The following is an 11,105-nucleotide window of genomic DNA, read 5'->3' as shown; positions in this document are numbered from 1 at the left end:
GAGCGCGATGTTGACGATGGTCACGTCGAGTTGCGTGACGACGAAGCCGATGCTGACCGTCGCGACAATGCGCGCGAGCGTCGGCGTGAAATGGGGTGCAGGAGAAGGATTCATGCGTCGATGATAGGACCAGCCTGCCATGCGACGTTTCGGACCGTTTTGAAACGTCGATGCGACGTACGGTCCAGAGGAGGCAAGCGGCGTGCCACGCACGCCGCTTCAGAAGCGTTACTGCGCCGGGTCCTTCTTCACGCAGCACGCCGTCAGTGCGCCGATCACGCACAGCGCGCCGACATAGAACGCGGGTGCCATCGGATTCGACTTCAGCATCAGCGAGACGACGATGGGCGTGAGCCCGCCGAATACCGCATATGCGACGTTGTACGAGAACGAAATTCCCGAGAAGCGCACGACGGGCGGAAACGCGTTGACCATCACGAACGGAACCGCGCCGATCACGCCGACGAACAGGCCCGCGACGGCATACAGCGGCACGAGCAGCGAGCTGTCGACGGCGAGTTGCTGGAACAGCACGTAGTACGCGATGCCGAGCCCGACGCAGCCGGCGAAGATCGTGCGGCCCGCGCCGAAGCGCCCCGCGAGCGAACCGGCCAGCACGCAGCCGATGGTCAGGAACAGCGTCGCGACGCTGTTGGCGAACAATGCCGTCGCGGGCGCGATGTGAAACTGCTTTTGTAGCAGCGTCGGCGTCATGAGGATCACGACGACGATCGCGGCCGACAGCATCCACGTGAGCAGCATCGACACGATCACGGCGCGGCCATGATCGCGCAGCACGGCCTTCAGCGGGATTTCCGCGGCCAGCGACTTGCGCTGCTTCATTTCGGCGAACACGGGCGTCTCATGCAGCCAGCGGCGCAGATACACCGAGAACAGGCCGAACACGCCGCCGAGCAGGAACGGAATGCGCCACGCGAAACCGGCGATATCGGCGGGCGCGAAATGGCGATTCACCGCCGACGCAACCAGCGAGCCCAGCAGGATGCCCGCCGTGAGGCCCGCCGTCAGCGTGCCGCACGCGTAACCGACATGGCGCTGCGGCACGTGTTCGGAGACGAACACCCATGCGCCCGGTACTTCGCCGCCGACGGCGGCGCCCTGCATCACGCGGAACAGGAGCAGCAGCACGGGCGCCATGATGCCGATGCTCGCGTACGTGGGCAGCACGCCCATCAGCAGCGTGGGCAGCGACATCAGCAGCACGCTCAGCGTGAACATGCGCTTGCGGCCGAGCAGGTCGCCGAAGTGCGCCATGACGATGCCGCCCAGCGGCCGCGCGAGATAACCGGCGGCGAAGATGCCGAAGGTCTGCAACTGGCGCAGCCAGTCGGGGATCGATTGCGGGAAGAACAGCTGTCCGATCGCGGGCGCGAAGAATACGAAGATGATGAAGTCGTAGAACTCGAGCGCGCCGCCGAGCGCGGCAAGGCTGAGTGTCTTGTAGTCGTGGCGGGTCAGGGGGCGCGCGTGCGCGATGTCCCCGGCGTGTGGTCTACCCAGTTCTGTTGCTTGCATTGCCTGTCGTTGTAGGAATAGAAGAGCCGCGCGTCGCGCGCGGAGTACGGCTTCGTCAGGCGGGAGGTGCGGCAGTGCAGGGTAGGGCACGGGACACGGCACGCCGGTCCGGATAGGGCGGCGTGCTGACGATTTTTTGGCCAGCCCGCGATTTTACTAGATTGAAAGTGTCGCAGAATCTTTGCAAATTCGGACAAGTCTTATGGGCTTGGAGAGGCAGCCTGAACAGAATCGCGATCCTGGACCAATTGTCGGGGACCCATTATGCGTATCGCCATTCTTCAACGTGACCCTGTGCAGGGTAAGCTGCTGGAAAAAATCGTCGTTCAGGCTGGCCACAGTTGCGTTCTATACGACGACGGCCTGACGCTCTCCAAGGTGCTCGCCCGCTCGACGGTCGACCTGCTCGTACTCGACTGGCACGCGTTGCGTCTGTCGGGCACGGACGTGCTCAAGGCGGTGCGTTCCGTCGGCGGCGAGCGGATGCCCGTGATGTTCGCGTCGGCGGATGGCGCGGAAGAGAGCGTCGTGCGTGCGTTCGTGCTGGGCGCCGACGACTACGTCACGCTGCCCGTGCGCCACGCGGAATTCCGCGAGCGGCTCTGTGCGCTGCTGCGCCGCGCGTATCCGGAGCGTTACGGCAAGAACAGCTTCGACGTCGGGCCGTACCACTTCGATAGGGGCCATTGGCCGCAAAGCCTTATCCCATAAGGGCTGTTCAATATCTGTTCAAAATTCGTTCAAAACGCGATATTGGTCGCCGGCGGGCGGCGGTCTACGCATCCGCCTGATCGTAGCGCTGAGCGACGATTCTGCAATTTTTGGCGCGGCAGGGACGGTCGTCGGGCGAATAACGACTGCCGCTGCCGATTACCTTTAACGTAGCAGCACCGGAAGAGGGACCTGAGATTCAAGCGCTCTGAGTTTCGTATGGTTCGCCAGAATATCCTCGTAGAGGTTTGCGTGACGAGGTGCGTGCACGGTCAAAACGAGGGCGTAGGGTATCAACTCCGGATTCACTGCGACCGCACCGCCTTCGCGAGCGTTGTAGTGGATGTCGAAGCAAGCGCCTTTAAGTGATTTTCCGTAGTAATTCTGGGATGCGTGAAGAACCGGCTCCCATTTCCCGAGATCAGCTCGTTGCTCAAGCTCGCTACGATATTCGGACGACGGGAAGAAGGTCTCTGGTTTTGCGTACTTAGATACCTTTCCATCCTTGCTCGCGGTTAGCTTGTCCTCATGGGGGCGGAAGGTGATCTCTAAGCCAGCGCGCGTATACGCGCATGAGTCTTGGGGATCCACCGCAGTTGCGAAGCAGAACGTCGCCGTGATTTGCACTTTGCCATCGAGCACGTACGGCGGCAATGGAATTGGCGCCCTGAGGTATTTTCCCGGGCGAAGCGAGCCTTGATAAACGATCCGGGCCATTCCGTCATGGCAGGTCACGATTTGGTTTATATCGTCTGCTAGTCGCCCCCAGCCTACGTCAACTTCCGGATGACCGCCTCTCTCGCAAGCGTGAATCAGGAGTGCCTTGATCGTAAGTGGATGGACGTCAGCGCCAAGGATGGCGCGAACACCTACAGCACTTCTCAGTGCAAATGGTGCGGCGAAGCTGGTTCCAAGCGTCGCGGCCAGTTGCTTCCGCTTGCCTGAGGCGACGACGTGAAAATATTCGTGGGGTGATCCTCCGAAGGTCAAGAGATCCGGCTTCCGCCTGCCGGGACTGCGACCCGGGCCTCGCGCGCTGTACTGCGCGCGCTGCCAAAGTGCCCCAGAATTGTCTGCTGCTCCGACGGAGACGGCATTTACTGCATCGCTCGGCACCTGTATTCGATCGAGGCGAAGCTCACGATCACGCTCTCCGTTATTTCCCGCGGCGACGGTCATGAGCGTCTCAGAATCACTCAGAATAGAATCAATCACAGAGGTCCACGCGTGTACGTCGGTGTCCTCAATCGGAAGGTCCGGTCCGAGGCTCAAGTTCAGAAACTGATACTGGCGGGACAGAAGGACTTCTTCTACATGGCCAAGCGTTCGGTAGAGTTCGAACGGATCTTCTTCATCCGATTTCGCGTCAAGGACCCTGTGATGATCGACGTATGCGTAAGGCCGCTCTGCCGTACCGCCGGGTGCGATTGGACCAAAGAGGAATGCTGAACTTACTGCCAGTCCATGCTCCAAATATTCCGGAATACTTTCTGCCGATTCATCTGACTCAAAATATTTCCCGACATAGCCATCCAACACATGTTCGTCCGGTAATCCGCCATCAAGAATCGCAACCTTCGGTTCTCGCGATAGCGGCGCGCCAGTCGGCAACTGAAAACTTACTGCCAAGGCCGTAGATCGAGCCAGCGGGCGAGCTCCGCGCAGTGGCGGCATAGGTCTAATCACTCGCAGAAGGCTGAAGTTGGCGAGTTCATGGAGTCTGCCCGGATCACCGGAGACAGGTACAAAAAGCAGGCGCCCAGCAATGAACTCATACTCGACAGCGACCTGGTAGCCGCATGAAGCCGCGTAAGCCATGAACGGTGCGCGAACGGCCTCCGCGCTGACGTCCGGGAGCAAATGCAGTGCTGCCTCAAAGACAGACCTGTCCGAGACTGACGTCGCGGAAACGATTCGGTCGGCCGCATCCATCGACTCCAAGGTCTCGATCTCTCTAAAGTCCATCGACAGAGGATCTTGGTCGGTCAAGCTGTGTGCCAGCGCGGGAAGATCTCGAAACGCTCGCCTGGTACCCGCTATAAACAACTGTACGGTGTCGCTTTCAAGTGGCGCCGTCTTCGTGGCGAGCTTGCGAGGCCGGATGCGGACGGTTTTACTGCCCAAGGAAAATAGCTCGGCCTTTCTCAGCAAACCTGCCGGGAAGTACGACTTCGCCACGTAGGCAGGGTGCAGAGTGAGCTTGGCAACGGCAATGTCGTCCGGTACGGCGTCCTGCGCTAGCCCATCAAACTTGGCGATCGTTGCCTCGATTTGCGGGATTACATCTCGCTTGGCTTCGGCCAGTGTGTAGGGATGACTTTTCCCTGGTTTCTTCTTTGGTGCGTCGATACCATATGCGAGAAGCTCGCCTTTACCGATAACAAAACGTGTCGCCATTTATTTTAGACCCCGTCCTTTGCGAGGCGAGGGCCCCGCGTGTTTTCGAATGGTATCCCGCGCCACGCCCGTAACGCGATGAATCTCATGATGTGAATAGACGCCGGTTTTTGCGAGCGCGATGGCAAGATCAATCTGCCCGGTCTTATCTAGCGTGTGAATTCTCTGCATGGCCATCGACGATGCGAGATCGACTGGATCCGCTCCGTGCAAAAGCGCTGTGCGACGCAGGCTAAGAATCATCCGCTCAATATCGGAAAGCGATTGACCCGCCGCCGCCGCCGCGATCGTGCCTATGGCTGGCGCAAACTTATCCAGATCGTTTGCTAAGAACCGCCGAATGGCCGCGTCGACGGCCGAGGAGTCTGGGTTCTCGAACGTCAAAACGGCGTCAAACCTTCGCCATAGAGCAGGATCAACAAGCTCCGGGTGATTCGTTGCAGAAAGCAGTAATCCGGAGTTTGGCCATTGATCGACTTCTTGAAGGATGACGGTCACTAACCGCTTTAACTCTCCCACGTCAGAATCATCGCTCCTGCGCTTCGCGATGGCATCAATCTCATCCAAAAGAAGGATCGCCTCGTGTTCTTTCGCATAGTCCATCGCAGCGCGCAGATTGTTGCCTGTTTTTCCAAGCAGGCTGCTCATCACTGCGGTCAGATCGAGCACCCAAAGAGGTTTGTCCAATTGACTGGCGATCCATCGCGCCGAAAGCGTTTTCCCAACTCCAGGCGGCCCGACCAGAATGGCGGACTTTGTCGGCGCGATGCCATGACTCTCCAGGCGCAGCCTCTGTTGCCGTTCATGGATGATCGAATCAATCTGCGCCGTTAGCTTTTCTTCCAGAAGTGGACGCGCCAGACCGTTTCGATCATCGAAGACTTTAACGAGTGACAGCTTTGAGTCGGAGTCCACGGGAGGTTGCGGCTGGATAGGCTGCGTCGGGTCGCCAGATAGCCCGCGGCGCAGCGATGTGGCTGAGGTGCCACGTGTTTGGGAGCGTCGCAAGCTCTGGTCGAGACGATCGGCGAACTCGGGATGGTCGCGACGATATTTGCGGACCAAGCGAGCAACGTACAGCCTTACGTCTTCGTAAGATTCTTGCGATGCTAGCCGCGCCAAATGGGCGAGATCGTTTTGAATTTCGGCAATTTCGTCCATTGAGGTGAGGATGCTTGTAAATATTGGGGTTTAGGGCCTACGTAATGGGCGAATTGTAGATGAGACCCCTATCTTTCTCAATGAGTTTTTTGGGGATGTGGCAACGCGGCGCGATATGAATCCGTATACGTATACGGCGTCATGCGTTGTGGGAGCCTGCAGGCTGCGAAATTCAACGGGCGGAAAGGCGCATGTTCCGCAGGGGGCGGCAACGTTTACGGGGGGCATGATAGGAGGGGGCGGACCGGCACTTGGATCAACGTCGCCCGTCGTCATGCCGCCTGCCGTTCGGGTCGCGAGGGCTTCCAATGCAGCGATGGCGATCTGAGATCGAGAAGGCTTGTAGCCGAGCGGTATTGCGATAGCGAGGACCATCTCGACTTTACGCGGCGCGGCACTCAACTCGTCGAACCGCGCTTGCCTACTTAGCGCTTTGACGAGTTCACGTGCGCGAGAAACGCTTCGATTTGCCAGTCCTCATATCCGAGGATTCGCCCTATCTCGCGTTCAAGATCTTCCTTGAAGTGTGCGTTGCATGCTTGCGCGTTCACCACCATGAGACGTTCCGCCTCTTCGCGATATCCAGGCATGTAAAACACCGTACAGGATTCGGCCGTGTTCTCGAGGACGCCCAGATCGAGATGCAAGGGGTTCTCGAAGAACTCAACCGGAATACAGTCGCTGAACATCGCCACGTGCTTTTTACCTTCCGCCATAAGGCGATACTCTGCCCCCTCGTGAGGTCCAACGCCTTCCGGTATCGAAAACTGTTCCGAATCTTCCATAAGTGTCTCTGACAGGTGTGCAACGCCTGGGGTCAAGGTCGGCGGGAGACCGGAGTCGGAGTGCTCGATCACGGTGTGTGCTGCCTGGTGGGTTGCTGAGACTTCTTGTAGCAGTCTGGACACAACGGATAGTAACAGCCACCGTGAGGCGCTCCGCACTTCTTGCAGCGGTATGTCGGAGTGCTTGCGCCGAGCGGTGCTTGCGCCTTTTGCGTATGGCGCTCAGCTCCTGTGCTGGAGGGCTGGGGTGAATGACTGTCCGGGTGAGCGGTCGCCGACAGCGATAAGACTGCTGCGACGATCCCGGCAACGACGAGCGACAGCGGGCGTTTCATTCTTTCTCCACGTGAGACCGATGACCTTGCTTTTGAAATTGCCATGCGACACGCACCTGCTCGGCGCGCAATCGAAGATTACGGGTTACTCACTTGGAACCGATTGAAAAGTACTCAACCGAATGTAGCGTTGCTAACAAGCGACCCTCGTGGGTGTGAGTGTTTCTTGAATAGCGAAAGCGTCGATTCAGGCTCCTTCATGTTCCACAGTCGCCGCATCGGCTGTGGACGCCAGCGTCGAGTTGACATTTTTGCCTCGCTTGCCTGGATAAACGACCAGCAGGATCCCCACGATCAGCTGCGCGAGGAATGCGTACGAAAGCCGGGACAATGACTTGTCGGTGCATATGTCCTCGACCCAGATCGCGATTACAGGAAAGATCACGAAAGCTAGAGACGCCCGGAAGGCCGTCGTGCGTTGTTGCAGGGCGAAGTAGTTGAGAATTCCAAAGACGCCAGCGACGAATCCGAGGTACGCCGTCGCGGCGAGCGACATCATTGAAAAGTGCTCGATGGAGGGGCGTTCAAACAGCCATCCAAACACAAGTAGCATCACGCCAGCAAAAGCGCTGGGGAGCGCACTGAACGTCAGCACCGAAAGGGAATGACATTGCTTCTTGCTTCGGGTGTAAACATAAGCGTGCAGGAGAGCTGCGCAAAGAAGTGCAGCAATACCCGTCAGGCTGTTCGACTGACTCCAGTCCAGTTCAATCAGAAGGATCGCGGCAAGTGCGGTCGTTGATATGACCAGCCCCGCCAGCTTTGCTGCTCGCAGCTTCTCGTGCAGCATGAAGACTGACAGCAGCAAAACGAGCGCTGGCATTGTGGAAAATATCAAGGCGGCCAACCCCGAGCTCACGTACTGCTCGCCATAGATCATCAATGAAAACGGGATGGCGAAGTAGAACAGCGAGACGAAAGCCTGGTACCACCGAAGCTCGATCGGATAAAGCAGCGGTACCCGACATAAGACCGCAAGCAGAATCAGAAGTGGCGCTGCCAGAGTAAACCGTATGCCGGTCGCAAATATCGGGGAGATGGTTGTTGAGGCGATGCTCATTGCCATCCACGTCGTGCCCCAGGTCAATGTGACGAGGACAAAGCGCAACAGAGTTATCGTTCGATGCATTTTTAATCCTCCGGTTAATGGTTAAGCGGAGGTCGCATCATATGAACAATGCGAGACAATTTTTTTCTAAAATTCGGCTGAAATTAGCACTTCCGTAGAATGAGTTTCTAAATTGCGTCACATCGACGCGGACGAGTATTAGAAAACCAAGAAATTAGATGTGTCATTCAAGTGCAGGAGCTGAATCGACCTGCGACGAACCATCGACGCGATGCCCGAAAAGGCAACGTGAAATTCAGACCGGTCTTATCGACGTAGTTGCCCTTGTTCCTTAACGTCTCAGGAAGTCTCGCGGAGGCACGCGCCACCAGCGATGACGAAGTGCTGCCTTCGTACGCTAACTGAGATAACTGAATGACGTGGTCCAAATTGCTAATCGCTGCACCTGGCGTGATGCTATGCCTGAACGGATGCACCAGCTATCAAACCGTCCAACACAAGGATGTCGGCAAAGACGATTTTCACTCGATCGTCCGCTCATCGTGCTCAAGTCTCGCTTTTGAGCCCGGAAGCGATGTCAAGGTCGGGGACGAAATACGCTTTCAAACCTGCGATGGGCGTTCGACCGTGATGACGGTAACGGAGCTCGACGCACTGCACGTAAAGGGAAACAAAGAGACGGTGGCCGTCGATGATCTGAGATCGCTGGAAATCAAAAAACTGTCTCTCTGGAAGACCGCGTTGTATGGCCTGACTGGCGGCACAGTCGCACTTGCGTCAGTGGCGCTACTGTGCGGCGCGGTGATCGTTTCGGCGATGCCCCATCTTATCTTGTCCATATTGGCTGGCGGCTGAGTGGCGGTTTGGCGCACGTCGAAAGTGGGCATCAACTTCGGGGACTATATTGGTGCATGCGGGTAGGCCGAGCTATCTGAAGGAGCGAATAGCGTTACGACCCTTTTTATGTGTTCTGGCGCCTGCTTCTCGTGCTGCTTGAACGTACAATCGCGGCATCCGAGGCGCTTCAGCGAGGCATTGTCAATGCAACACAGAGAGGGATGCTAGATAAAATGGTAAAAAAGGCCGCCGTATCGTCAAACCCAGCTGAGGTCGACCCTCAGTATGCTAGATATGCTAGTATCCACAGTCGAATAAGGGAGTGTCGGGAAGCGGCGGGTTTGTCCATGCACGCATTGGCAGATCTGGTCGGTGTCAGAGCGTGGCAAACAATTCAGCAATGGGAACGAGAGCCCGGGGGTACCGCGCCCAGACGGGAGCGGCTCCAGGCGGTGGCAAACGCTTTGAATACGACCGCAGAGTATCTGCTGTTTGGACGCAGGCCCTCTAACGAGGAGGAACCCGGGATCGAGCCCGCCGCTGCGGCCCTAACTCGGGCGTCGCCCAGCGGGGATCCGCGGGCAGTCCGTTTGGACGCGTCGAAAGCGCGTCCTGTTTTCGTTGTCGATACCTCGCGGTCTTTGGAAAACGAGGAACAGTATGCTGGCGATTCAAAACCCGTGAGCTCCGTGAAGTACGCTTCAATCGCGACTGACGATCCAGGGGCATTTCTCATCCCCGTAACCGACGCGACTATGTCGCCGCGCTACAGGCCCGGCGAGCATGTGTTAGTCGAACCCGGCGAGAAATACGAGGCCGGAGATGACGTCTATGTCCAGTTGCGAAGAGGGGAAAGGATGATCCGGGAACTGATGTCTCTGGACGGGCTAGCAATTGAACTCGCCGCCCACAATTGCCCCGGTGAACCGCGGGTGCGTATCCCCGTCTCGGACGTGCAGTTTATCTATTACGTGAGTCACGCCGTTCCCCCGAGGCGGATCAAAACCCTTTCGCTGGGCTGACCGAAGCGCAAGCCTAGCCGCCGCCTAATGTTACACTTTGTTACGCTAGTTTTTCTTGTATAACCGATCCCGCTTCCCTAGACTGAGGTGTCGTCAAAGCGCAAACTTTCCCACTGTCTGGCTGGGTTTGAACCGATGTCCAGCCTGTGATGCCGCCCTACGCATGCTTCCAGATCGCGAGCGGCTGAGTAAGAGGGCCAGCGAAGCGGGTTGATCCGGGTGTCATTACAGAGGACTGGTGGACGCAGTGAACTATTACCTAGTTATATTAGGACTCCTGTTTTTGTTCGTGGTAGTCGGCGTTTGCTCGTTCCTCGTCGGATTGCATATCGGGTCGGTGATCGGCCAAGGAACTCGCATGCTTCACAAATTGCAGACCCAGCGACGATCCGCAAACGACGATTACCCGCGGACCTGGGAGTGATAGGTGCTCGTCCGAGGAATGCACATGTTCCTCGGCTTATGGCGGGAGTCGGGATCCGAAAGTGCTGGCAGAGGAAACGATGACAAAAGCACGATGCGAAGGACATTTAAAAATGAGACCCATGCAAAGCGTTTGCGCTAAGCGACTGCTGAACCTCAGTGCACTTGTTTGTTCTGGGCTTACCGCCCCCTTGGCGATAGCAGACGGATGGGCCATTGACGATAGGAAGTTCGTAGTGGGCGGCGCGTTGGGCCAGTCCAACGTCTTCCATCCCATGCTGGATCTTAGCGATAACTGGCCTGATTATCGTGTTGCGAAAGCCGATGTCCGCGGTCAATCGCTCGGTGGAAAACTCTCGGCAGGATTTGAACCTTTGACTTACAACGACGGTTTTGGGACCTTCAGGTTCGGAATTGATGCCGAGTCGTTTGAATTGGGAACCCTGGAATGGGAGCGACAAAATTCTTATGCACGACACGAATATTTCATGCAATACGGCACTGCGGTGTATGCCAGCGTTCATTACACGGTCGGACCGGTCGGCATAGTAGGCAAGATCGGGGAAGCGATGGTGATGACTCGGATACGTGAAGAAAAAGATCCGATTAAGTACGTTAAAATCGATCGAGCTCCGATTCCCGATGATCTTGTGCGCAAGACGTACGCTCCTTCGACAAGCATTGGGCTCACATATAGTGTGAACAAGAATGTGGAATTTTGCTGCGAATGGCAAAAACTTTTGGCGAGAGATTCTTTAGCCGGCGATAAAGGCCCAATTCAGACAGATTTTGTATCGGCAGGATTGCTTTACCGATTTTAATGCCTGAT

At 57.1% G+C, this 11,105-nt stretch carries 8 protein-coding genes and 2 pseudogenes; 5 read left to right on the top strand and 5 right to left on the bottom strand.

Going from position 1 to position 11,105, the window contains the following annotated elements; genetic code table 11:
* Positions 1–228 precede the first annotated feature (228 nt).
* On the bottom strand, positions 229–1,536 hold the full coding sequence (locus G3N95_RS35240; protein WP_205974700.1) for an MFS transporter: 1,308 nt from the start codon (positions 1,534–1,536) through the stop codon (positions 229–231).
* A gap of 264 nt (positions 1,537–1,800) precedes the next feature.
* Here G3N95_RS35240 and G3N95_RS35235 point away from each other — a divergent pair.
* A pseudogene (locus G3N95_RS35235) lies at positions 1,801–2,214 on the top strand (response regulator); the annotation flags it as partial.
* A 198-nt stretch (positions 2,215–2,412) separates the two neighbouring features.
* Here G3N95_RS35235 and G3N95_RS35230 read toward each other — a convergent pair.
* The 4 genes from G3N95_RS35230 to G3N95_RS35215 form a co-directional block, all read right to left on the bottom strand.
* On the bottom strand, positions 2,413–4,644 hold the full coding sequence (locus tag G3N95_RS35230) for a S8 family peptidase (RefSeq protein WP_205974699.1): 2,232 nt from the start codon (positions 4,642–4,644) through the stop codon (positions 2,413–2,415).
* The gene (locus G3N95_RS35225; RefSeq protein WP_205974698.1) at positions 4,645–5,805 is read right to left on the bottom strand and encodes an ATP-binding protein; all 1,161 of its coding nucleotides are present in this window, start codon (positions 5,803–5,805) and stop codon (positions 4,645–4,647) included.
* A 425-nt stretch (positions 5,806–6,230) separates the two neighbouring features.
* Positions 6,231–6,590, bottom strand: a complete 360-nt coding sequence (locus G3N95_RS35220; protein WP_205974697.1) for a hypothetical protein — start codon at positions 6,588–6,590, stop codon at positions 6,231–6,233.
* 522 nt (positions 6,591–7,112) lie between these two features.
* Positions 7,113–8,054, bottom strand: a complete 942-nt coding sequence (locus G3N95_RS35215) for a DMT family transporter (protein WP_205974696.1) — start codon at positions 8,052–8,054, stop codon at positions 7,113–7,115.
* Between the two features lie 354 nt (positions 8,055–8,408).
* Here G3N95_RS35215 and G3N95_RS35210 point away from each other — a divergent pair, with 354 nt between their 5' ends.
* The 4 genes and pseudogenes from G3N95_RS35210 to G3N95_RS35200 all read left to right on the top strand — a co-directional run bounded on the left by G3N95_RS35210 (position 8,409) and on the right by G3N95_RS35200 (position 11,097).
* On the top strand, positions 8,409–8,849 hold the full coding sequence (locus G3N95_RS35210) for a hypothetical protein (protein ID WP_205974695.1): 441 nt from the start codon (positions 8,409–8,411) through the stop codon (positions 8,847–8,849).
* 203 nt (positions 8,850–9,052) lie between these two features.
* Positions 9,053–9,307: pseudogene (locus G3N95_RS40955) on the top strand (helix-turn-helix transcriptional regulator); the annotation flags it as partial.
* Positions 9,308–9,421: 114 nt separating this feature from the next.
* Positions 9,422–9,853 carry a S24 family peptidase gene (locus G3N95_RS40750; RefSeq protein ID WP_241019136.1) on the top strand — a complete coding sequence of 144 codons (432 nt, stop codon included), beginning with the start codon at positions 9,422–9,424 and terminating at the stop codon, positions 9,851–9,853.
* Between the two features lie 536 nt (positions 9,854–10,389).
* The gene (locus G3N95_RS35200; protein ID WP_205974693.1) at positions 10,390–11,097 is read left to right on the top strand and encodes a hypothetical protein; all 708 of its coding nucleotides are present in this window, start codon (positions 10,390–10,392) and stop codon (positions 11,095–11,097) included.
* Positions 11,098–11,105 lie beyond the last annotated feature (8 nt).

It is taken from the genome of Paraburkholderia sp. Tr-20389, from assembly GCF_017104565.1.
Lineage (GTDB): Bacteria > Pseudomonadota > Gammaproteobacteria > Burkholderiales > Burkholderiaceae > Paraburkholderia.
Note: the sequence above shows the minus strand (reverse complement) of the source record. Positions and strands in the feature narration are given on the sequence as shown.

What these genes read in the sequence shown, in the direction of transcription:
- G3N95_RS35240 (WP_205974700.1), bottom strand. Translation starts at nt 1,536, where the DNA reads ATGCAAGCAACAGAACTGGGTAGACCACACGCCGGGGACATCGCGCAC.
- G3N95_RS35230 (WP_205974699.1), bottom strand. Translation starts at nt 4,644, where the DNA reads ATGGCGACACGTTTTGTTATCGGTAAAGGCGAGCTTCTCGCATATGGT.
- G3N95_RS35225 (WP_205974698.1), bottom strand. Translation starts at nt 5,805, where the DNA reads ATGGACGAAATTGCCGAAATTCAAAACGATCTCGCCCATTTGGCGCGG.
- G3N95_RS35220 (WP_205974697.1), bottom strand. Translation starts at nt 6,590, where the DNA reads ATGGAAGATTCGGAACAGTTTTCGATACCGGAAGGCGTTGGACCTCAC.
- G3N95_RS35215 (WP_205974696.1), bottom strand. Translation starts at nt 8,054, where the DNA reads ATGCATCGAACGATAACTCTGTTGCGCTTTGTCCTCGTCACATTGACC.
- G3N95_RS35210 (WP_205974695.1), top strand. Translation starts at nt 8,409, where the DNA reads ATGACGTGGTCCAAATTGCTAATCGCTGCACCTGGCGTGATGCTATGC.
- G3N95_RS35200 (WP_205974693.1), top strand. Translation starts at nt 10,390, where the DNA reads ATGAGACCCATGCAAAGCGTTTGCGCTAAGCGACTGCTGAACCTCAGT.